Below are 20,387 nucleotides of genomic sequence, written 5' to 3' on the forward strand. Positions count from 1 at the left end.
CGTGGTGCACGAGCTGACAGTGCGGCGGAGCCCGACGGCATGAACAGGTACGTGCTGCTGCTGCGGGGGATCAACCTCGGCCGCACCCACCGGGTCGGGATGGCGGACCTGCGGGAGCTGCTCGTCGCCGCGGGGCACCGGGAGGTGCGCACGCTGCTGCAGAGCGGGAACGTCGTGCTCGAGGCGTCCGCGCCGGCCGAGGAGCTGGGCCGGTCGGTGGAGCAGGCGCTGGAACACCGGTTCGGCTTCTCGGTCCCGGTCGTCGTCCGCACCGCCGAGGAGTTCCTCGACGTCGTCACCCGTGACCCCCTCGGCGCCGTGGTGACCGACCCCACCCGCTACGTCGTCGCCTTCGCCGCCGCCGAGCTGCCGGTCGAACTGGGGGAGTGGTTGCGCACGGTCGACGCGGGGGACGACGCCTTCGCGGTGCAGGGCCGTGAGCTGTTCCTGTGGTGCCCGCACGGCCAGCTGGCCAGCCCGCTCGCCGGAGCCCTGGCCCGTCGGGGCGGCGGGCCGGTGAGCACGACCCGCAACTGGCGGACCGTGCTCAGGCTGGCCGACCTGCTCCGGGGCTGACCGTCAGCCGGCGGCGATCGCCTCGGTGAGCAGGCTGCCGGTGAGCTCGACCTGCCACTCCCGCGCACCGCCGGCGCGCAGCACCTCGGCCACGGCCGCCGCGTCGGCCGGCCTGGGCGGCGCCCACATCAGCCGACGCACCAGGTCGGGGGAGAGCAGGTTCTCCACCGGTACCGACCACTGCTCCGACACCTGGGCCAGCGCGGCCCGGGCGGCCTTGAGCCGGGCGGCGGCGGCGGGGTCGCGGTCGCCCCAGCGGTTCACCGGCGGCGGCCCGTCACCGGGGCGGCTGTGCGGCGGCAGCTGGTCCTCCGGCAGCTCGCGGCCTCGGTTCAGCGCGCCGAACCAGGTGTTCACCAGCTTCCGGTTCGCCCGACCCCGGAACACCGGGAGCTCCAGCAGCGCGCCCTCGGTCTTCGGGTCGGCCTGCACCGCGGAGACGATGGCGGCGTCGGGCAGCACCCGGCCGGGGGCGATGTCGCGCCGCCGGGCGAGGTCGTCCCGGGCCTGCCACAGCGCCCGCAGCATGCCCAGCTGGCGGCGGTTGCGCAGGCCGTGCATCCCGGAGGTCTTCCGCCACGGGTCGACCTTGGGTGCCGGGGGACCGGCGGCCAGGATCGCGGCGAACTCCTGCCGGGCCCACTCGGTCTTGCCCTGCTCCGCCAGGATCTCCGCCAGGGCGTCCCGGAGCTCCACCAGCACCTCGACGTCCAGCGCGGCGTAGACCAGCCAGTCCTCGGGCAGCGGGCGGGTGCTCCAGTCGGCCGCCGAGTGCCCCTTCTGCAGCGAGAGGCCCAGCAGCGACTCGACGACGGCGCCCAGCCCCACCCGGGGCAGCCCGGCCAGCCGGGCGGCGAGCTCGGTGTCGAACAGCCGGGTGGGCACCAGACCGAGCTCGGCCAGGCAGGGCAGGTCCTGGTTGGCCGCGTGCAGCACCCACTCGGCGTCGCCGATCGCGGTCTGCACGGCCGTCAGGTCCGGCAGCGGCACCGGGTCGATCAGGCCGGTGCCGGCGCCGGCGCGGCGGATCTGCACCAGGTAGGCGCTCTGGCCGTAGCGGTAGCCGGAGGCGCGTTCGGCGTCCACGGCGACCGGGCCGCTGCCGGCGGCCAGTGCGTCGGCGTAGGCGACCAGTGCGGTCGAGGTCTCGACGACCGGGGGCAGCCCGTCGCGCGGGGCGAGCAGCGGCGTCGCCGGCGGGCCCTCGTCGAGGGCGGGCTCCACCCCGGGGTCGGTGGGCACCTCGGTGCCCGGGTCGGTGGTCACTCGATGACCCCCGAGCGCAGGCCCAGCGCCACCATGTGCGCCCGGTCGCCGGTGCCCAGCTTGCGCGCGATGCGCGCCAGGTGGCTCTTCACGGTCAGTGCGGACAGGTCCACCTTCTCGCCGATCTCCTTGTTCGTGTGCCCGTCGGCGACGAGCCGCAGGATGTCCCGTTCCCGGGCGGACAACTCCCCGACAGCTTCCTCCACCCCGCTCCGGGTGAGCCCCCGGGCCAGGCTGGTGGCGATCCCGGGGTCGGCGAAGACCTCCCCGGACAGCGACGCCCGCAGCCCTCCGGTCACCGTGGCCAGCGGGCTGGTCTTGAGCAGGTAGCCCTGCACCCCGGCCAGGAAGGCCGCGCGGACGACGGCCGGGTCGGTGACCGAGGTCAGCACGACGGTCACCGGCCAGCCCTCGGTGCGCAGGGTCGGGAGCAGTTCCAGCCCGCGCCCGTGGTCCCCGCCGCGGCCGGCGGCCTCCGGCTCGACCTCGGGCAGGTCGACCTCCAGCACGCACAGTGCCCGCGGGCCGGAGACGTGCGCGCGGACCCGAGCCTCCTCCAGGGAGGCGGCCTCCTCGACGTCCCGGGCGCCCAGCGTGCGCAGCCGGCCGGCCAGGGCCTCCCGGACGAGCGGGAACGGGTCGACGACCAGGGCGCTGGCGTGCGGACCGAAGAGGACGCCGTCGGACCACGGCTGGCCCTGGGGCATCGACCCTCCCGTCGTCGGACCGGGTCGACGACCAGGTGATCAACGGGTGATCACCCGGCGAACGGCCCGGCGTGTCCGCGCACTCGGCCGACGTCCGATTACGCCGAGTGGAGTACGGACGCCGAGTCTAGGCGTCGTCGGGGCCGGTCTGCTCGGTAGCGGCGAGCAGCCGGATCCCCGGTGGGGGCAGGCCGGCGGCCGTGCCGAGCACCTCGAGGAAGGCGGTGAGGTGCCGGTCGAGGTCGGTGCCCTCCGCCGTCCAGGAGGCGCGGATCTCGACGTCGACCGAGTGCTCCGGGGCGGCGATCGAACCGAAGCGGGTGGAGGCGGTGCGGGTGACCGTGCCGCCGACGGAGTGGTGGGCGGCCCCGGACTCGGCCAGCGCGTCGGTCAGCCAGCTCCAGGCGACCTCGGAGAACATGCTGTCGTCGACCATGTCGGAGTCGGTGCTGGCCGAGACGTAGCCGACGCAGCGGGTGGTGCCCTGCCAGGCGTCGTGCCCCTCCGGGTCGTACAGCAGGATGAACCGGCCGCTGGCCAGCTCCTCCTCCTCGTCCTCGGGGTGGGCGACCCGCACGCCGATCGCGGAGGACCACGGGGCGAGTCGTTGCGGCGCCGGGATCTGCTCGACGACGACCTCCGGCCGGGGGCGCACCGTGGCCAGTGCTTCCAGGGCGGCCTGGAACGCGACCGGCCGCTCCGGCGGCGGGGTGCCGTCGTCGAGGCGTTTGCGCTGCTGGGCCACCTGCGCAGGGTAGGTCGCCCACGACCGGAGTGCCCGCCCCGACGCGCCGCCCCGCCCAGCCGACGCACAGCCGTGACCTCCGCTGCGCCCGGCCCGCTGGAGGGATCCGGTGGAGGGGCGGAGCCGCCCACGGTGACGTCTGGGAGGATCGGCGTCCGTGGGAACAGCTGCAGGACCGGCCGCCGACTCCGATCTCGTCCGAGCGACGCGTGGCCTGCCGGTCTCGCGCACGCCGGTCTGGTTCATGCGCCAGGCCGGCCGCTCGCTGCCGGAGTACCGCGCGCTGCGTGAGGGCACCGCGATGCTCCAGGCCTGCCAGGACCCCGACCTGGTCACCGAGATCACGATGCAGCCGGTCCGCCGGCACGGCGTCGACGCGGCCATCCTCTTCTCCGACATCGTGCTGCCCCTGGTGGTGGCCGGGGTCGACATCGAGATCAAGCCGGGCGTCGGGCCGGTGATCGCCTCGCCGTTGCGCACCGTCGCCGACGTCGACGCGCTCCCCGCCCTGGAGCCCGACCGGCTGGAGTTCCTGGCCACCGCCGTCCAGCGGCTGGTCGCCGAGCTCGGTGCCACGCCGCTGATCGGCTTCGCCGGGGCGCCGTTCACCCTCGCGACCTACCTGATCGAGGGCGGCCCCTCCAAGGAGCACGCCCGCACCAAGGCGTTCATGTACGCCGAGCCCGCGGCCTGGCAGCGGCTGCTGGAACGGCTCGCGGTCAGCGCCGCCACGTTCCTGCGCGTGCAGGTCGACGCCGGCGCCAGCGCGGTGCAGCTCTTCGACTCCTGGGCGGGGGTCCTGTCCGCGGCCGACTACGCCGGGCGCGTGCTGCCGCACTCGCGTGCCGTCTTCGACGGGCTGGCCCGCCCGGAGGTGCCCAAGGTGCACTTCGGCGTGGGCACGGGGGAGCTGCTGCCGCTGATCGGCGACGCCGGTGCCGACGTCGTCGGCGTCGACTGGCGCGTGCCGCTGGACGAGGCCGCCCGCCGCGTCGGCCCCGGGTACTCACTGCAGGGCAACCTCGACCCCGCCGTCCTGCTGGCCGACCGGGAGACCGTCGACCGCGAGGTGCGCCGCATCGTCGAGCAGGGCCGGGCCGCCCGTGGGCACGTGTTCAACCTCGGCCACGGCGTGCTGCCCGACACCGACCCGGGCGTGCTCACCCACGTCGTGGAGCTGGTGCACGAGCTGACCGCGAGATGAGCCCCCGCCGGCTGGTCGTCGTCGGTGCCGGGATCACCGGGCTCACCGCAGCGTTCGAGTGGCGCCGCGCGCACCCCGACGGCGAGGTCGTCGTCCTGGAGGCCGGTGACCGCATCGGCGGGAAGCTGGACCGGGTCGACCTCGCCGGTCGCTGGTACGACACCGGCCCCGAGGCGGTGCTCGCCCGCGTGCCCGAGGCCGTCGAGCTCATCGAGCAGCTCGGCCTGGCCGACCAGCTGGTGCCCGCGCAGACCACCCAGGCCGCCATCGTGCTGCCCGAGGGCCGCTTCCCGCTGCCGGCCGGCACGCTCCAGGGCGTGCCGACCACCGCCGACGGCCTGGACGGTGTGCTCACCCCCGCCGGGGTCGCCCGGGTGCGGGCCGAGGCAGAGCTGCCCCCGCTGCAGCTGGACGGCGACGTCTCCGTCGGCGGCCTGCTGCGGGAGCGGCTCGGCGACGAGGTCGTCGACCGGCTCGTCGAGCCGCTGCTCGGCGGCGTCTACGCCGGCCGCCCCGACGACCTCTCCCTCGCCGCCACCATGCCCGCGCTCGCCGCCGAGCTGCCGGCTGCCACCTCCCTGCTGGGGGCCGCCGTCGCCGCCCGGGACGCCGGAGCCCGCAGCCGCGGCGACGTCGACGGCCCGGTGTTCGTCACGGTCCGCGAGGGCATCGGTTCGCTGCCCGACGCCCTGGTGCGTGCCTCGGGCGCCGAGGTGCGGCTGCGGACCCGGGTCACGGCGCTGCGCCGCACCCCCGCCGGCTTCGAGCTGGACGTCGACGGCGGCGGGACGCTGACCGCCGACGCCGTCGTGCTCGCCACCCCGGCCGGCCCGGCCGCCCGGCTGCTCGCCGACGTCGCCCCCGATGTCGTACAGCCGCTGCAGGGCATCCCGTACGCGTCGATGGCCGTGGTCGCCATGGCCTTCCCCGACCAGCCGGTCGCGGCCGGCTCGGGGCTGCTCGTGCCGCCGGTGACCGGCCGGCTGGTCAAGGGCGTCACCGTCTCCTCGTCGAAGTGGCCGCACCTGTCCGGCCCCGAGGGTGCACCGGTGCTCCGGGTCCGGTCGTCGGTGGGCCGCTTCGGCGACGACGCCGCCCTGCAGTGGGACGACGCCGAGCTCACCGCCGCCGTGGTCGCCGACGTCGCCGAGCTGCTCGACCTCGAGCGGCCCGAGCCGGTGCAGACCGAGCTGGTGCGCTGGGTCGACGGGCTGCCGCAGTACCTGGTCGGGCACCCGCGGCGGGTCGCTGCGATCCGCTCGGCGGTCGACGCCGTCCCCGGGCTCGCGGTGGCCGGGGCCGCCTACGGCGGCGTCGGGGTGCCGGCCTGCGTCCGCGACGCCCGCCGGGCGGTCCACGCCCTGCTGTGAGTGCACCGGCCCGCGTCCGGAGCGCGGCGATCGCCGTCGCCCCCGTCGTCTTCGTGCTGCTCTGGAGCACCGGGTTCGTCGGCGCCAAGTACGGGCTGCCCTACGCCGAGCCGTTCACCTTCCTCGCGCTGCGGCTGGCGCTGGCGGGGGTCTTGCTGGCGGCGCTCGCCGTCGCGTTGCGGGCGGCGTGGCCGGCCGGCCGGACGTCGGCCGGTCGGGCCGGGGTCGCGGGGCTGCTGCTACACGCCGGATACCTCGGTGGGGTCTTCTTCGCCATCGACTCGGGCCTGCCCGCCAGCGTCGCCGCGGTCACGGTGAGCCTCCAGCCGGTGCTGACGGCGGCGCTGGCCGCCCGGCTGCTCGGCGAGCGGCTGTGGGCCGTGCAGTGGCTGGGGTTGGTCCTCGGCGTCGGTGGCGTGGCGCTGGTCCTCGCCCCGGGGCTCGCCGGGGCGGCGGGGGAGCAGGGCACGGTCCCGCCGGTCGGCGTCGTCTCGTGCCTGGTCGCGCTGCTGTGCGGGACGGCGGGCACGCTGTGGCAGAAGAAGCACGGCGACCACATCCCGCTGCTGTCGGGCACCGCCGTGCAGTACGCCGCCGCCGCCCTCGCGCTGGTCGCCGTCGCCGGCCTCACCGAGAGCATGGCCATCCAGTGGACGGCCGACTTCGTCCTCGCCCTCGTCTGGCTGGTGCTGCCGCTGTCCCTGGGGGCGGTCCTGTTGCTGCTCCTCCTGCTACGGCGCGGCAGCGCCTCCGGGGTCTCCAGCCTCCTGTACCTGGTCCCGCCGGCGACCGCGGTGGAGGCCTACCTGCTGTTCGGCGAGGAGCTGCTGCCGCTGTCGCTGTTCGGGGTGGTGGTCACGACCGTCGGCGTCGCGCTGGTGCTGCGCCCGCCAGGACGCCGGACGGCCGTCGGCTGACCGGATCCCGACGACGCGGTCCCCGCCGGGCGCGCGACAATGAGGACATGAGCGAGCAGACCGAAGAGCGCAGCATCGGCAAGCGGGCGAACGAGCTGAACGCCCTCATCCGCTACACGATGTGGTCGGTGTTCAAGCTGGCCCGCCCCCTCGACGACGACCAGCGCAGCGTCGCCGCCGACGAGGTCACCGCGCTGTTCGAGGAGCTGGCCGGCAAGGACGTCGTCGTCCGCGGCGTCTACGACGTTGCCGGTCTGCGCGCCGACGCCGACCTGATGATCTGGTGGCACGCCGAGACCCCGGAGGCGCTGCAGGAGGCCTACGGCCGGTTCCGCCGCACCGCCCTGGGCCGCCGCCTCGAGCCGGTCTGGTCGCAGATGGCGCTGCACCGCCCCGCCGAGTTCAACCGGAGCCACGTGCCGGCGTTCCTCGCCGACGAGGAGCCGCGCCGCTTCGTCTGCGTCTACCCGTTCGTGCGCTCCTACGAGTGGTACCTGCTCCCCGAGGAGGAGCGGCGGGACATGCTCAAGGAGCACGGCATGCAGGCCCGGCCCTATCCCGACGTGCGGGCCAACACCGTCTCCTCGTTCGGGCTCGGCGACTACGAGTGGATGCTCGCCTTCGAGGCCGACGAACTGCACCGCATCGTCGACCTGATGCGCGACCTGCGCGCCAGCCGGGCCCGCCGGCACGTGCGCGAGGAGGTGCCGTTCTACACCGGCACCCGCAAGCAGGTCGCGGAGCTGATCGCGGACCTGCCGTGATGGTGCACATGGTCATCGCTCCGCGATGACACCGCGGCCAGGAGTCGTGCCCGGCTGGCGTTGAGCCGTTCCCGGCGGTCCTGCCGGGGACCCTCCGGGCCCCGCGTCAGGATCGCCGAGCCGCTGGCCGCCGTCCCCGGCGGGACCCTCCGGGCCCGCGCCGGGTCCCGCGGGGTCGCTGGCGCGACAGAGCGGCGGGTACGTACTCGTTCCCCCGAACTCGTACTCCCATGCTCGTTGCCCGGTCGTGCAGAGAGGCCCGTACCCCGACTGGGGTACGGGCCTCTCTGTCGTGCTGGGTGTCAGCTCTTGCTGGGGTCCAGCTTGATGCTGACGGAGTTGATGCAGTAGCGGTCGCCGGTGGGGGTCTGGGGGGCGTCGGCGAAGACGTGGCCGAGGTGGCTGTGGCAGCTGCCGCAGAGGACCTCGGTGCGTCGCATCCCGAGCGCGGTGTCGTCGCGGAGGACGACGTTGTCCTGCTCGGAGGGCTCGTAGAACGACGGCCAGCCGCAGTGCGAGTCGAACTTCGTCTCGGAGCGGAAGAGCTCGGCGCCGCAGGCCCGGCAGGAGTAGGTGCCGACCGCCTTGGTGTCGACGTACTCGCCGGTCCACGGCCGCTCGGTACCCGCCTGGCGGAGCACGGCGTACTCCTCCGGCGACAGCTGGGCGCGCCACTCCTCGTCGCTCTTGACGACCTGGGGCTGGTGGGCGGAAGTGGTCATGACCCCACGGTACGGCGGCTCCGCCACCCGTGCCGGAGCCCCTGCCGCCCTGGTCAGCGGCGTTGCGGTCAGGCGCCGGAGGCTGCGGTCAGCCGCGCGGCCACCAGCGGGCGAGCCGGGTGAGCTGGTCCTCGACCACCGGACGGAGCTGGATGCTCGTGCTCGCCGTGGCACCCGAGGTGCCACGCAGCAGGACCTCGTGCGCGCCGGCCTGCAGCGCCGTCGGCGCCCGCACGGGGATGGCGACGGTGCCGTCCGGGCCGGCGACCGCAGTGCCGAGCTGGCCTCGGAGGCGTGCGGGCAGCTCGGCGGTGACCTTCTCCTCCGGCGAGAACCCCGTCCCGAGAACGGTCACCTCCTCCTCCCGCAGTGGCCACGGGTCGCTGACCGTCGCGGCGGGTCCGGCGTCGGCGGCGACCGTCGAGCCCGGGTCAGCGGCCGTGGCGAGCGGGTCGGCCACGAGGTCGCCGGGACCGTCCAGCCCGTCGACCGCCGTCGAGGGGACGACCACGGGCACCGGGTCGGCGCCGGAGGCAGCGCCGGCCGGCCCGACGGTGGACGCCACGAGGGTCAGACCGAGGAGGGAGCCGAGGACCGGGCCGAGGACGACGGCGCGGGGCGTGCTGCGTCGGGACACGGGTCTCCTCGAGCGGGCGGCGCGAGCTCGCGTGCGGGGCGGTGGACACCCCGATCCTGTCATTGCCCAGCGCAAGGGTCGATCAACATCCGGTAACGAAGTTCGCCCCGCTAAGCAGCGGCCGGGTGACTGGCGATGTGCGGCTGCGCTGCCCTGGTCCGGTGCTCGTACCGTGGGCGCGGCGCCGCGTCCGGTGGCGCCGCCGTCCGCCGAGAGGACCCATGAGCACCCCGCAGCCCCTGGCCGATACCTGGTTCACCCGCGATCTCCCCGTGCTGCGGGCGATCGTCCGGCTGATCGACGAACCGCCGCACGGCAGCGCCCCCTACCTCGGCGCGGTCGTGCCGGCCAGCGGCCTGCCCAAGCCGCAGGTCGTCTCGGCGGCCAACGCGCTGGTCACCGCCGGCTACGCCGAGGCGCTCACCAACCACGCCGGCGAGATCGTCCGGTTCACCGCCGTCTCGGGGGAGGCTCGCCGGCTCACCGGTCTCTGGCCGACACCGCAGAGCGAGTGGGACCGTCTGCTGGAGCAGGCCGGCGCCCGGGCTGCCAGCGCGATGACCGACGTGGAGCGGGAGCGCTGGCGGGCCTTCGCCGACGCCGCGGCTGCGATCGGGCCCGACGACGGAGCGTTGCTGATGTCCGCCCTGATCGGCGGGTACGTGCCCCGGGCGCGCTGACCACCGGGGCCGGACACGACAGTGCCCCCGTCCGGTTTCCCGGGCGGGGGCACTGTCGGTGGTTCGAGAGGGCTGCGTTCAGCTCCTCGGTCTGGAGATCAGACCGGGTTGACGTTCGCCGCCTGCGGGCCCTTCTGGCCCTGCTCGATGTCGAACGAGATGCGCTGGCCCTCATCGAGCGAGCGGTACCCGCTGGTCTGGATGGCCGAGTAGTGGACGAAGACGTCCGGGCCGCCGCCGTCCGGGGTGGCGAAGCCAAACCCCTTCTCTGCGTTGAACCACTTCACTGTTCCTTCGGGCATTGCTCGCTCCTAGCTGAGGTCGTGCGTCGGGGTCCTGCCAATGCGCAGGGCCTTCCCGACGAGTACGACCCTAGCGGGTTCTGTCGATCTGTGGGAGGTCAGGGGCAAGAAGATCCCCGGCGAGCCGATCCGGGCCGTGGCGGGGAGGGTCAGAGCAGGCGTCCGGAGGCGTCCCGGGAGGCGTCCTCCGACCAGGCCTGGCGGGCGTAGGCGTTCGGTGCGTAGGCGTCGGGCGCGCGGCCCTCCTGCGCCGGGCCGGTCCTGGTCCGCCTCCTCCCGGTCGGACGGGGAGCCGCGGCGGCGGGCAGCGCCAGGGGCCCCGGCCGCCAGGCCTGCACGGTGAGCGGCTCGGGGGCCGCCCACTCCTCGAGTGCCAGCCGGGCCCGCTCTTGCGCGACCGTCCGCAGGTGGCGGCGCCAGCGGTGTCCGGCGAGGTCGATCCCCACCAGCACGGCGACGAGCACGGCGACGGTCAGGAAGGCGTTGGTCAGCGCGGTGGCGACGTCCAGGGGCGTGAGCTCGGGCCAGCTGACCTGCTCCAGCTGGTACCCGACGACCTCGATGACGACGTACAGCACGCCGTACACCAAGAGCGCGACCCGCATGACCCTGCTCCTCCGCCTGTCTGACCGTGGGACCGAACGGTTCCTCAACGACAGGAGTTGCCCGGGACGCGAGCCCGGCGGTCGTCCGGGAGTGGCCGCGTCACCCGTTCGAGGCAGGGTGGCTGGTCAGGGGCCGCTGCGGCGCTCTGCCTCGGCCAGCCAGTCGGTGAGCGTCGTGCGCGCCCGCCGGTAGGCATCGGTGAACGTGCTCCGGTTGAAGACCTCGAGGTCGATGAACTCGCCTAGGCGCGGCAGGTCGGTCTTCATGAAGGCGGCGGGAGGCCGGAGCTGGTCGGCGCGCCCGGCGACCACCGCCTCCCGATGGCGCTGCTCGCGGAGCGACTCGAGGTCCAGGTCTGCGTAGTGGGCGCCGATCTCATCACGCAGCGTCCGGAGGTAGTCGAGCATCACCTGCACCTCACCGGCCACCTCGGTGCCCCGGACGTGCCGTTCGCGCTCCACCTCCTGGAGGTGGCTCCGGGCCGTGGAAAGGCCGGCGACCTGGGCCTTGGCATTGGTGGCCGACCGGTCGGCTGCCAACAGGGAGCGGGTCAGGTGTACGCGCTCCACTCCGGCCTTGAGCTCCTGCAGCGCGCCGGAGAGGACCCGGGTCCTCTCGTCGAAGTGGGCACGGCGGGCACTGTGCCAGCTCAGCGCGACGGAGAGCACGCCGGTGACGAGGACGGCCGTGATGAGGGTGAGCACGGCCTTCGCGAGTTCCACACGCGCGTCGATGCGATCGCCGGCCCAGCTGAATAGGACGACGGCCACCGTGACGAGCACCAGAAGCGTGATGACAACCCACGGCAACAGCGCCTTCCGCATCGGTCGAGCATGGCACCGGACCCGCCTCCCGAGAACCTGGCGCGCACTTAGCTTCGCCGGTAGAGCTCGGTGAGCAGGGCGACGGCGGCCGGTGACGCCGGGTGCGGGTCGTCCCGCCACCAGGCCAGCCGGACGGCGACCGGCTCGGCGTCCCGGATCGGCCGGTAGGTGACCCCGGGGCGCTGGTACTGGGCGGCGGTCGCCTCCGCGGTGACCCCGACGCAGCGGCCGGTGGCGATCACGGTGAGCCAGTCGTCGACGTCCTGGGTGTGCGAGATCGCCGGGCGTGCCCCCTCGGGCCACAGCTCCGGCGTCGTCGTGCCGGTCCGGCGGTCGACCAGCAGGGTCCGTTCGGCGATCTCGGCCATCCGCAGCGACCGGCGGCGGGCCCAGGGGTCGTCGGTGGCGACCGCGCACACCCGCCGCTCCACCCCGACCAGCGCGCTGTCGAAGCGCTGCGGGTCCGGCGTGACCCGGAGGACGGCGACGTCGCAGGCCCCGTCGGCCAGGCCGGCGGTGGGGGAGTTGGTGCGCACCAGGCGCAGTTCGGTGCCCGACTGTTGGACCGCCCAGCGACGCTGGAAGTCCAGGGTGTGCCGGCCCATCGCCGACCAGGCGTGCCCGATCCGCAGCCGGGTCGCGGTACCGCCGGCCTCCTCGACCAGCTGACCGACCTCGGCGAGGACCCGCCGGGCCCGGTCGAGCACCCGCTGTCCCGCCGTGGTGAGGGTGACCTCGCGTGCGGAGCGCCGCAGCAGCCGGGTGCCGAGCTCGCCCTCGAGGGCGGCGAGGCCGCGGGACACGGCGGCCTGGGAGACGCCGAGCTCGATGGCGGCGTCGGTGAAGGTGCCGGTCTCCACGATCGCGACCAGGCACCGCAGGTGCCGCAGCTCCACGGTCATGCGTGCAGCGTATGCATCCCGCGGTGATTGCATTTTGCGCATGCACCCGTCGGGGTCAGGGTCGACCGGTGAGCAGCGCCCAGCAGATCGACCAGGCCGCAGCCGACCAGCGGGCAGGAGGTCTGCCCGGCCTCCCCTCAGGGGCGGGCGTCGGTGTGGCGCTGATGCTGAGCAGCGCGCTGGCGAACCAGGTCGGCGCGGCGGTCGGGGCGCTGGCGTTCCCGGTGATCGGTGCGGTCGGCGTCGTCGCTGTGCGGCAGTGGGTGGCCGGGATCGTGCTGGTGGGCGTCGTCCGGCCGCGGCCGTGGCGGCTCACCGCGGCCCAGTGGCGGCCGGTCCTGCTGCTGGCCGTGGTGTTCGCGACGATGAACCTGTCGCTGTACGCGGCGATCGAGCGGATCGGCCTGGGCCTGGCGGTGACGCTGGAGTTCCTGGGTCCGCTCGGCGTGGCGCTGGCCGCCTCCCGGCGGCGGCGCGACCTGGTCTGCGCGCTGGTGGCCCTCGCGGGCGTGGTCGCGCTCAGCCGGCCGCAGCCGACGACCGACCACACCGGGATCGCCCTGGGGCTGCTGGCCGCCGCCTGCTGGGCCGGCTACATCCTGGTCAACCGGCAGCTCGGTGCCCGGGTGCCCGGCGGCACCGGTCCGGCCACCGCGGCGGGGCTGTCGGCGCTGCTGTTCCTCCCCGTGGGGATCGTCGTGCTGGTCGCGCACCCGCCGTCGCTGGTGGTCGCGGGGTACGCCGTCACCGCGGGCGTGCTGGCCTCCGCCGTCCCGCTGTTCGTCGACCTGCTGGCGCTGCGCCGGGTGCCCGCCGGCGCCTACGGGGTCTTCATGAGCATCCACCCGGTGATCGCCACCGTGGTCGGCCTGGTCGTGCTGGGGCAGGGGCAGCCCTGGGACGCCTGGCTGGCCATCGCCGCGATCGTCGGCGCCAACGTCGCCGGTCAGCTGCCCGCCCGTCGCCCGGCCGGCTGAGCGCCACCGGCGTCTGCGGCGGCCCGTCAGGGGGACGGCGGCCGGTCGTCGTCCTCGCGGCTCGCCTCGTGACCGGCCTCGCGGCCGGCCTCGCGGCCGGCCTCGTGACCGGCCTCGGACTGCTGCTCCGCCCGGCGCTGCGCCCGCAGGGCGTCCTGCTCGCGCCGGCGGCGGATCTCCCGACGGGCCAGGTAGGCGGCCAGCAGGACGGGCCAGACGAACTGGGCCTTGTCGGCGATCCACCGCACCCAGGCCGGGGCCTGCCAGTCCGGCAGGTCCACGTCGGGCAGGTCCACGTCGGGCCAGGGGATCGACGGCAGGTCCCAGTCGGGCCACGGGATCGACGGCAGGTCCCAGTCGGGCCAGGGGAGTGCGACGGTCAGCCGGACGGCGAGCAGCCCGAGCAGCAGCGGGAGGACCACCTTCGCCACGCCGCCGGCGACGGCGAGCACGGCGTACCGGCGGGGGTGCTGACGGATCCGCTCCTCCCGGAGCGCGGCCGGGGACCCCGTCTCCGGTTCCAGGTCGATCCCGCCGGTGCCGAGCGCCGCGCGCACGGCGGCGCCGTCTGCGGGCGGGTACCAGGTGGCCCGCTTCGGCTTCCCGAGGCCGGTGTACTGCACCGTGACCGAGCCGACGTCCTGCTCCACGTCGGCCGGCTGGTCGTCCGGGCTGACGTCGTCCTCGCTGACGTCGTCCTCGCCCTTGAGCCGGTCACCCGGCTTGAGCCGCACGGTGTCCTCGCTGGACTTCTTGGCGGCCACCACCTGCCCGTCGACGCGCCACCGCACCGTCCGCGAGACGGAACCGGTCGTCTCCACCCGGTGCCGGCGCCCCTCCGCCACCAGGTCCCAGGCCTGCGTCGGGTGATCGGCCACGGTGCGACGCTAGCGCGGCGAGCCCTCGGCTCAGTCCTCCGCGGCGGGGACCTTCTTCGCGCGGCTGGGCTGCACCCGCATCGGCTCGCCGGGCATCTTGGGGTAGTCCGGCGGATAGGGCATCTCACCCAGCCCGTGGTCGCGCTCCTGCTGGTCGGCCAGCTCGACCAGCGGCGTGATGTCGAAGGCGTGGTCGGCGAGGCCGGCGTGCTTGTCACCGACGGCGGCGAACCGGGCCGGCATGGTGAGCACGTCGAAGTCGAAGGGCGAGACGTCGGGCAGCTCGTCCCAGTCGACCGGGGCGCTCACCGGCGCGTGCGCCTTGGCCCGGATCGAGTAGGCGCTGGCGATCGTGCGGTCCCGGGCCATCTGGTTGTAGTCGATGAAGATCTTCTCGCCGCGCTCCTCCTTCCACCAGTTCATCGTGACCCGGTCGGGGATGCGTCGTTCCAGCTCGCGGCCGAAGGCGATCACCGCCCGGCGCACCTCGGGGAAGGTCCAGCGCGGCTGGATCGGCACGTAGACGTGCACGCCCCGGCCGCCGGACGTCTTCGGCCACCCCTCCATGCCGAACTCGTGCAGCAGCTCGCGCACGTGCGGGGCGACCCAGACGGCGTCGGAGAAGTCGGTGCCCGGCTGCGGGTCGAGGTCGATCCGGATCTGGTCGGGGGACTCGACGTCGCCCTTGGACACCGGCCACGGGTGGAACGTCAGCGTCCCGAGGTTGGCGCACCACGCGACGACGGCGACCGAGTCCGGGGCGATCTCGTCCGCCGTCCGCCCGCTGGGGAAGGTGATGTGCGCCGTCGGCACCCACTCGGGGGCGTTCTTCGGCACCCGCTTCTGGTAGAACGCGTCGCCGGTGTTGTCGACCCGGGTGGAGAGCCGGGCGCCCTCGAACACCCCGCCCGGCCAGCGCTCCAACGTCGTCGGCCGGTCGCGCAGCGCGAAGAGGATGCCCTCGCCGACGGCGACGAAGTACTCGACGACGTCGATCTTGCGGATGCCCTTGTCCCCGAAGTACGGCTTCTCCGGGTTGCTCACCCGCACCTCGTGGCCGTCGAGCTCCAGGACGACGGCGTCCTTGCTGCTGGCCATGGGGCTCCGTTCGGGTCAGGCAGGACCGGGTGGGAGGCCGATCCTGCCGGAGCCGGTCACGCGGGGCAGGTCAGCCCGTCCTGCGGGACGGCGAGATCGATCAGGTAGGCGTTCACGGCCGCCGTCACGCAGTCGGTCTTCGGGTAGGCAGTGTGCCCGTTGCCCTGCCAGGTGAGCAGCACCCCGTTCTCCAGGTCCTCCGCCAGGTCGACGGCGCCGGCCACCGGGGTGACCGGGTCGCCCTGCGTGCCGATGACCAGGATGGGCGGGCTGCCCGCGGCGTCCCGCTCCGGCAGGGGCGTGCGCGGGGCCTCCCAGGCCGAGCAGGTGTAGAGCCCCAGGGCGGCGTCGGCGCCGAAGAGCGGGTACCGGGCGTTCCAGTCCGCCACCAGGGCCTGGACGTCGGTGGCCGCGTACTCCTCGTCGGTGTCGGCGCAGTTCACCGCCAGGTTCGCGTCGACCACGTTGCTGTAGGTGCCGTCGTCGTTGCGGCCGGTGTAGGTGTCGGCCAGGGTCAGGATGCCGGCGGCGTCACCGTCGCGGGCGGCGGCCAGCGACTGGGTCAGCTGCGGCCAGGCCGAGGGCTGGTAGAGCGCCGAGCGGACGCCACCCAGGATCAGGCCGGGCGTCGCCTGCCGGGTCTCACCCTCCCGGCTGCTCGGGATGGGGGCCGCCGCGGCCTGGGCGAGCAGGTCGTTGAGGAAGGCGCGCGGGTCGGGGCCGAGCGGGCAGCCGCTGATCAGCGACAGGCAGTTGGCGGCGAAGGCGTCGTACGCGGCCTCGAAGCCCTGAGCCCGCGCCTCGGCCGCCTCCTGCGCGGTGGCGTCGGGGTCGACCGCGCCGTCGAGCACCATGGCGCGCACCTGCTCGGGGAACAGTTCGGCGTAGGTGGAGCCCAGCGTGGTGCCGTACGAGTAGCCCAGGTAGTTGAGCTGGTCGTCACCGAGGGACTGCCGGACCAGGTCCATGTCGCGGGCCGCGTCGACCGTGGTGAAGGCGCCCAGCGCCTCCTGGTACTCCTCGGCGCAGCCGGCGGCGACCTCCTCGACCTGGCTGAACAGGGCGTCCTGGGAGGCGGCGTCGGTGGCCCGCGGGTCGGCTGCGAACAGCTCGTCCTTCTGTTCGTCGGAGATGCACTCGACGGGGGTGGACAGCCCCGTCCCGCGTGGGTCGAGGCCGACGATGTCGAACTGGTTGACGACCGCCTCGGGGAGGGTCAGCGCAGCCTGGATGGCCGCATCGGCCGCGGACTGTCCGGGGCCACCGGGGTTCACCATCAGCGAGCCGATCGGGTAGGTCTGCCCGGCGAGGCTGGCCCGCACCAGGAACAGCTGCAGGGTGCCGCGTTCGGGGTCGTCGTAGCTGACCGGCACCGTCGTCGTCCCGCAGGAGAAGAGGAGGTCGCGCTCCGAACCGGGCCGCCCGGCGATGATCGGGTCGATCTGGCTGTCGCAGTCGGTCCAGTCGATCAGCTGCGGCTCCGGCTCTGCCGGCGCCTCCGGAGCGGCGCTGGTCGCGGCCGTCTCGCCCTCGTCGGAGGAGGTGCACCCGGCGAGGGTCAGGGCGAGGGCGAGGAACGCTCCTCCGGTGGTGGCCAGGCGGCGGTGCGCGGTCATGATCGGCAAGGGTAGGAGGCGAACCTGGGAGTGGCAGCCAGGTACGGCGTGGGAACCGCTCAGCGCGCCGCGAACCCAGCCGCCCGCTGCTCACCCCGCCCCGCTGCTCACCCCGCCCCGCTGCCCACCCACCCGGTGCTCAGCCGCCCAGGACCTCGGCGAGGTCGTAACGGACCGGGACCTCCAGCTGCTCGTAGGTGCACGACCGGGCGTCCCGGTCGGTCCGCCAGCGCAGGAAGTGGCCGGTGTGCCGCAGCCGGCTGCCCTCCAGCTGGTCGTACTTGATCTCCACCACCAGCTCCGGCCGCAGCGGCACCCAGGAGAGGTCCTTGCCGGCGTTCCAGCGGCTGGTCGCCCCCGGCATCCGGTGCTCGCCGTCCTCACCCGTCTGGGCGTTGGCCCAGTCCTGCCACGGATGTCCGTCCAGCGCCTCGGCCCGGTAGGGGGCGAGCTCGTCGACGAGCTCGGCCCGGCGCTTCATGGTGAACGACGCCGCGACGCCGATGTGCTGCAGCGTGCCGGCGTCGTCGTAGAGGCCCAGCAGCAGCGAGCCGACCACCGGCCCGCTCTTGTGCCAGCGGAACCCGGCCACGACGCAGTCCGCCGCCCGGACGTGCTTGACCTTGGTCATCACCCGCTGGTCGGGGGAGTAGGGCTGGTCGCCCCGCTTGGCGATGACGCCGTCCAGGCCCGCGCCCTCGAACTCGGCGAACCAGCGCTGCCCCACCTCCGCGTCGGAGGTCACCGTGCTGACGTACACCGGCGCCTGCGCGCCGGCCAGCGCCTCGCGCAGCCGGGCCTGCCGGTCGGCGTACGGGGAGTCCATGAGCGAGTCGTCCCCCAGGGCGAGCAGGTCGAAGGCGACGAAGGACGCCGGGGTCTCCTCGGCCAGCCGGGTCACCCGCGAGGCGGCCGGGTGGATCCGCTGCAGCAGCGACTCGAAGTCCAGCCGGTCCCCGCGCGGGACGACGATCTCCCCGTCGACCACGCAGCGCTCGGGCAGCTGAGCCTTCACCGCCTCGACGACGTCGGGGAAGTAGCGGGTCAGCGGGCGCTCGTTGCGGCTGCCCAGCTCGACCTCGTCGCCGTCCCGGAAGACGATGCACCGGAACCCGTCCCACTTCGGCTCGTAGAACCAGCCGTCGCCGGTGGGCAGCGTGGCCACCGGCTTGGCGAGCATCGGCTTGACCGGGGGGTTCACGGGCAGGTCCATGCCGGCCAGTCAAGCAGTCGGGACGACGCCGAGGCAGCCGGTCCGAGCCGCAACAAGCGGGCGGCAGGCATCGACGGCATGACCGGGCCGCGCAAGTCGGCTGCGCGGCCTGGCCTCGTCCACTGATCAGAAGGGCGGTGGGTCGTCGACCGGTGGTGGTGCTTCCGGTGGTGGTCCGGACTCTCGGGTCGGGGTCTCCGGTGGTCGGGAGTCGGGTGGGCGCTGGCCGGGTGGTCGGGTGATGCGGGTGACGCCGGAGGGGGTGGTGACGTGCAGGGTGCCGTTGCTGTCGAGGCGGTACTGCCAGCCGGGGGCGAAGGTCTTGAGCCGGTGGTGGGAGCGGCACAGGCAGCAGAGGTTGGTGCAGTCGGTGGGGCCGCCGCAGGCGTGGGCGGTGACGTGGTCCAGGTCGGTCCAGCCGACGCGTTGGCCGCAGTTGGGGAACCGGCAGCGCCGGTCGCGGGTGGTCACGAACGACCGCTGGCGGGCGGTGGGGGTGTAGGCGGTGGTGGCCGGTGGCGGGCCGAGCACCGGGCAGCCGCACGGCTGGCTGCCGCTGCCGCTGCCGCTGCCGCTGCCGCTGCCGCTGCCGCTGCCGCTGCCGCTGCCACTGCCGCTGGCGTCGCGGTCGCTGCCACGGTCGGGGTGGTGCGGGCAGCCGCGGCGGGACAGGCGGGCCAGTTCGGCCGGGGTGATCGTGGCCAGCAGTTCCCCGTCGGGCCCGGTGAGGGCGAAGGTGAGGCTGCCGCCCTCGGGGGGGCTCAGGCCGAGGGCGCCGACCCGGGCGAGCAGTTCACGCAGGTGGGCGGCGGTGATCGGCAGCCCGTTCACCTCACCCGGGGCACTGTTCACCCCGGCCAGGGCGTGCAGGTCAGCGGTGACCGTCACGTTCGCGGCCACGTGCGGGAGGCCGGAATCGGCGGGACGGCGGATCAACGTGGACAGCACGTGCGCCCGCAGGGCGCCGATCGGGCGGTCGTCGCCGTCGGCCTTGAGCATCCGGGCGAGCTGGTCGACCAGGTCGTGGCACTCCACGGCCTCGTCGGTGGGCAGGTCCGCGGACAGTGTCGACCGGCCGTCGGTGGGGGAGGGGTACACCCGCACGTCGGCGTTCTTCGCGGCGGCTTCCCGGCGCTCGTCGGCTGCGGCGGCGTCGAGGCGGAGCAGTTCCTCGGTGGCCCGCTTCTCCAGCCGGGCCACCGACAGCTCGGTCGCCTCACCCAGCAGTGCGCCCTCGACCTGCCCGGCGATCACGGCCGGAGTGTGTTCCAGGACGTCGGCGAGCACCTGGGCCCGCCGCTCGTCCAGCTGTCCGGCGGCCAGGGCGGCGAAGGTGGCGGGCAGCTTCTCCGACCAGGTCAACGCCCGCCGCAACCGCACCGCCGCCGTCCCACGGCCCAGGTTGAGGACGGTGGACAGCTCGGCGAGGAAGAACTCGCTGATCTCCGCGCCACCGGTCTCACTGGCCCAGCCCGGCCGGCGGGCACCGGGACCGTCCGGGTCCAGCGCCGCGGGCCGCCGACCGGCCAGGGCCAGGATCAGCTCGGCCTCCTCCGCGGCGTCCATCGCCCGCTGGCGCTGCACCGACCGCAACCGGGCCGCCAGCCGCTCATCGGGCGACACCACCCCCTGGTCGCGGTGCCACTCTCCGGTGAAGCAGACGTCGACCGCCACACCCCAGAACCCTGGTGGCATCGCCGTCGTCGTCATGCACTCGAACATACGTACGGGGTCTGACAGTTCCGGGCGCCGGTCGACATGGCGATCGGCCGCCGGCGGCGGGCATCCGCAGGGCTCTCAAGGTCGGCGGAGCGCGGCGTCCAGCTCGCGGAGCAGTTCCCCGACGCGGCCTCCACCAGGAGGGGCCGCGGGGTAGCGGCTGAGCACGTCCACGATGACGGGCGTCGCGCGGTGGCTCGCTCGCTCGAGCTGGTGGGCACCCACCGCGCGGTCGTCGCCGGCCATGAGCTCGGCCACCCTCGCCGCGTGTGCCGCGGCCCCGAGGACGTGCTTGACCTGGTGGGCGTCGGCCAGTGGGTGCAGGTACGCGGCTGACGCTGCGTGCATCGCTGCCCGTGCCGCGTCGACGGCGGCTCCTCTACCGGCGTCGCGGGCAGCTCTGTGGGCGGCCCAGCCGGTGTCCCGCAGGCGCTTTCCGCGCTCGCCGCCATGGGCGAACGTCCAGGCGGCGTCGATGGCTTCGCGCGGCCTGAGATCTGCCGGTCGAGCGCGCTCGAAGACCTCGAGCACCTCCTGTGCGCTCTCCGCGGCGTACCTGGTCACCGCACGGAGTTCCTGCATGCTGAGCGCCGTCCCGGTCTCCGCCACGGCGTCATCCTGGCCCACTCACCGACCGGGACCACCCGGCCTCCGGAGGCCGGTG

Annotated in this window: 22 protein-coding genes; 7 read left to right on the plus strand and 15 right to left on the minus strand. The window is 74.5% G+C overall.

Features of this window, described 5'->3' with window-relative positions; genetic code table 11:
* Positions 1 to 39: 39 nt before the first annotated feature.
* On the plus strand, positions 40 to 576 hold the full coding sequence (locus O2W15_RS23135) for a DUF1697 domain-containing protein (protein ID WP_269181165.1): 537 nt from the start codon (positions 40 to 42) through the stop codon (positions 574 to 576).
* A 3-nt stretch (positions 577 to 579) separates the two neighbouring features.
* Here O2W15_RS23135 and O2W15_RS23140 read toward each other — a convergent pair whose 3' ends face one another.
* From O2W15_RS23140 to O2W15_RS23150, 3 genes are all read right to left on the minus strand, one after another.
* Positions 580 to 1,842, minus strand: a complete 1,263-nt coding sequence (locus O2W15_RS23140; protein ID WP_269165182.1) for a ribonuclease D — start codon at positions 1,840 to 1,842, stop codon at positions 580 to 582.
* Complete coding sequence (locus O2W15_RS23145) at positions 1,839 to 2,549, minus strand: LuxR C-terminal-related transcriptional regulator (protein WP_036338804.1); 711 nt, start codon at positions 2,547 to 2,549, stop codon at positions 1,839 to 1,841. Before O2W15_RS23145 ends, O2W15_RS23140 begins: the two co-directional genes overlap by 4 nt.
* A gap of 127 nt (positions 2,550 to 2,676) precedes the next feature.
* A complete protein-coding gene (locus tag O2W15_RS23150) occupies positions 2,677 to 3,294 on the minus strand; it encodes a DUF3000 domain-containing protein (protein ID WP_269181166.1) in 618 nt (205 codons plus the stop codon).
* Positions 3,295 to 3,451: 157 nt separating this feature from the next.
* Between O2W15_RS23150 and hemE the strand changes: the two genes are divergently transcribed.
* Genes hemE through hemQ form a run of 4 tightly spaced genes read left to right on the plus strand, consistent with a single transcriptional unit; the run spans position 3,452 to position 7,549 of the window.
* Positions 3,452 to 4,498 (plus strand): uroporphyrinogen decarboxylase, encoded by a 1,047-nt coding sequence (hemE, locus tag O2W15_RS23155; protein WP_269167569.1) that lies wholly within the window; start codon positions 3,452 to 3,454, stop codon positions 4,496 to 4,498.
* The gene (hemG, locus tag O2W15_RS23160) at positions 4,495 to 5,868 is read left to right on the plus strand and encodes a protoporphyrinogen oxidase (RefSeq protein ID WP_269181167.1); all 1,374 of its coding nucleotides are present in this window, start codon (positions 4,495 to 4,497) and stop codon (positions 5,866 to 5,868) included. Before hemE ends, hemG begins: the two co-directional genes overlap by 4 nt.
* Positions 5,865 to 6,785, plus strand: a complete 921-nt coding sequence (locus O2W15_RS23165; RefSeq protein ID WP_269181168.1) for a DMT family transporter — start codon at positions 5,865 to 5,867, stop codon at positions 6,783 to 6,785. Before hemG ends, O2W15_RS23165 begins: the two co-directional genes overlap by 4 nt.
* 47 nt (positions 6,786 to 6,832) lie before the next feature.
* Positions 6,833 to 7,549: a hydrogen peroxide-dependent heme synthase gene (gene hemQ, locus O2W15_RS23170; RefSeq protein WP_269181169.1), complete on the plus strand. Its 717-nt coding sequence runs from the start codon at positions 6,833 to 6,835 to the stop codon at positions 7,547 to 7,549.
* Positions 7,550 to 7,851: 302 nt separating this feature from the next.
* Here hemQ and msrB read toward each other — a convergent pair whose 3' ends face one another.
* A complete protein-coding gene (gene msrB, locus O2W15_RS23175) occupies positions 7,852 to 8,271 on the minus strand; it encodes a peptide-methionine (R)-S-oxide reductase MsrB (protein ID WP_269165177.1) in 420 nt (139 codons plus the stop codon).
* A gap of 88 nt (positions 8,272 to 8,359) precedes the next feature.
* Entirely contained in the window at positions 8,360 to 8,908 is a 549-nt protein-coding gene (locus O2W15_RS23180; RefSeq protein WP_269181170.1) for a hypothetical protein, read from the minus strand.
* A gap of 221 nt (positions 8,909 to 9,129) precedes the next feature.
* Here O2W15_RS23180 and O2W15_RS23185 point away from each other — a divergent pair, with 221 nt between their 5' ends.
* Entirely contained in the window at positions 9,130 to 9,588 is a 459-nt protein-coding gene (locus O2W15_RS23185; RefSeq protein ID WP_036338783.1) for a hypothetical protein, read from the plus strand.
* Between the two features lie 98 nt (positions 9,589 to 9,686).
* Here the strand turns inward: O2W15_RS23185 and O2W15_RS23190 are convergent, their stop codons facing one another.
* From O2W15_RS23190 to O2W15_RS23205, 4 genes are all read right to left on the minus strand, one after another.
* Positions 9,687 to 9,890, minus strand: a complete 204-nt coding sequence (locus O2W15_RS23190; protein WP_014741881.1) for a cold-shock protein — start codon at positions 9,888 to 9,890, stop codon at positions 9,687 to 9,689.
* 149 nt (positions 9,891 to 10,039) lie between these two features.
* On the minus strand, positions 10,040 to 10,495 hold the full coding sequence (locus O2W15_RS23195; protein ID WP_269181171.1) for a hypothetical protein: 456 nt from the start codon (positions 10,493 to 10,495) through the stop codon (positions 10,040 to 10,042).
* Positions 10,496 to 10,621: 126 nt separating this feature from the next.
* A complete protein-coding gene (locus O2W15_RS23200; RefSeq protein WP_269181172.1) occupies positions 10,622 to 11,320 on the minus strand; it encodes a hypothetical protein in 699 nt (232 codons plus the stop codon).
* Between the two features lie 47 nt (positions 11,321 to 11,367).
* Complete coding sequence (locus O2W15_RS23205) at positions 11,368 to 12,222, minus strand: LysR family transcriptional regulator (protein WP_269181173.1); 855 nt, start codon at positions 12,220 to 12,222, stop codon at positions 11,368 to 11,370.
* 68 nt (positions 12,223 to 12,290) lie between these two features.
* On the opposite strand from O2W15_RS23205, the gene O2W15_RS23210 reads away from it, so the two are divergent.
* A complete protein-coding gene (locus O2W15_RS23210; RefSeq protein ID WP_269181174.1) occupies positions 12,291 to 13,199 on the plus strand; it encodes an EamA family transporter in 909 nt (302 codons plus the stop codon).
* A 26-nt stretch (positions 13,200 to 13,225) separates the two neighbouring features.
* Here the strand turns inward: O2W15_RS23210 and O2W15_RS23215 are convergent, their stop codons facing one another.
* The 6 genes from O2W15_RS23215 to O2W15_RS23240 form a co-directional block, all read right to left on the minus strand.
* Complete coding sequence (locus O2W15_RS23215; protein WP_269181175.1) at positions 13,226 to 14,077, minus strand: hypothetical protein; 852 nt, start codon at positions 14,075 to 14,077, stop codon at positions 13,226 to 13,228.
* Between the two features lie 30 nt (positions 14,078 to 14,107).
* Positions 14,108 to 15,175, minus strand: coding sequence for a non-homologous end-joining DNA ligase (ligD, locus tag O2W15_RS23220; RefSeq protein WP_269181176.1), 1,068 nt, complete (start codon positions 15,173 to 15,175; stop codon positions 14,108 to 14,110).
* Positions 15,176 to 15,231: 56 nt separating this feature from the next.
* Entirely contained in the window at positions 15,232 to 16,791 is a 1,560-nt protein-coding gene (locus tag O2W15_RS23225; RefSeq protein ID WP_269181177.1) for an alpha/beta hydrolase, read from the minus strand.
* A 139-nt stretch (positions 16,792 to 16,930) separates the two neighbouring features.
* Positions 16,931 to 18,004, minus strand: coding sequence for an ATP-dependent DNA ligase (locus O2W15_RS23230; RefSeq protein ID WP_269165169.1), 1,074 nt, complete (start codon positions 18,002 to 18,004; stop codon positions 16,931 to 16,933).
* Positions 18,005 to 18,130: 126 nt separating this feature from the next.
* Positions 18,131 to 19,714, minus strand: a complete 1,584-nt coding sequence (locus O2W15_RS23235; RefSeq protein WP_269181178.1) for an HNH endonuclease signature motif containing protein — start codon at positions 19,712 to 19,714, stop codon at positions 18,131 to 18,133.
* 87 nt (positions 19,715 to 19,801) lie between these two features.
* A complete protein-coding gene (locus tag O2W15_RS23240) occupies positions 19,802 to 20,332 on the minus strand; it encodes a putative immunity protein (RefSeq protein ID WP_269181179.1) in 531 nt (176 codons plus the stop codon).
* Between the last annotated feature and the right edge of the window lie 55 nt (positions 20,333 to 20,387).

The organism is Modestobacter sp. VKM Ac-2979 (assembly GCF_026967995.1).
Taxonomy (GTDB): domain Bacteria; phylum Actinomycetota; class Actinomycetes; order Mycobacteriales; family Geodermatophilaceae; genus Modestobacter.

Bases quoted from the DNA above. Each gene is read 5' to 3' on its own strand.
- O2W15_RS23195 (WP_269181171.1), bottom strand. From the start codon at position 10,495: ATGCGGGTCGCGCTCTTGGTGTACGGCGTGCTGTACGTCGTCATCGAG.
- ligD (WP_269181176.1), bottom strand. From the start codon at position 15,175: ATGGCCAGCAGCAAGGACGCCGTCGTCCTGGAGCTCGACGGCCACGAG.
- msrB (WP_269165177.1), bottom strand. From the start codon at position 8,271: ATGACCACTTCCGCCCACCAGCCCCAGGTCGTCAAGAGCGACGAGGAG.
- hemG (WP_269181167.1), top strand. From the start codon at position 4,495: ATGAGCCCCCGCCGGCTGGTCGTCGTCGGTGCCGGGATCACCGGGCTC.
- hemQ (WP_269181169.1), top strand. From the start codon at position 6,833: ATGAGCGAGCAGACCGAAGAGCGCAGCATCGGCAAGCGGGCGAACGAG.
- O2W15_RS23230 (WP_269165169.1), bottom strand. From the start codon at position 18,004: ATGGACCTGCCCGTGAACCCCCCGGTCAAGCCGATGCTCGCCAAGCCG.
- O2W15_RS23200 (WP_269181172.1), bottom strand. From the start codon at position 11,320: ATGCGGAAGGCGCTGTTGCCGTGGGTTGTCATCACGCTTCTGGTGCTC.
- O2W15_RS23145 (WP_036338804.1), bottom strand. From the start codon at position 2,549: ATGCCCCAGGGCCAGCCGTGGTCCGACGGCGTCCTCTTCGGTCCGCAC.
- O2W15_RS23205 (WP_269181173.1), bottom strand. From the start codon at position 12,222: ATGACCGTGGAGCTGCGGCACCTGCGGTGCCTGGTCGCGATCGTGGAG.
- O2W15_RS23135 (WP_269181165.1), top strand. From the start codon at position 40: ATGAACAGGTACGTGCTGCTGCTGCGGGGGATCAACCTCGGCCGCACC.
- O2W15_RS23225 (WP_269181177.1), bottom strand. From the start codon at position 16,791: ATGACCGCGCACCGCCGCCTGGCCACCACCGGAGGAGCGTTCCTCGCC.
- O2W15_RS23235 (WP_269181178.1), bottom strand. From the start codon at position 19,714: ATGACGACGACGGCGATGCCACCAGGGTTCTGGGGTGTGGCGGTCGAC.
- O2W15_RS23190 (WP_014741881.1), bottom strand. From the start codon at position 9,890: ATGCCCGAAGGAACAGTGAAGTGGTTCAACGCAGAGAAGGGGTTTGGC.
- O2W15_RS23185 (WP_036338783.1), top strand. From the start codon at position 9,130: ATGAGCACCCCGCAGCCCCTGGCCGATACCTGGTTCACCCGCGATCTC.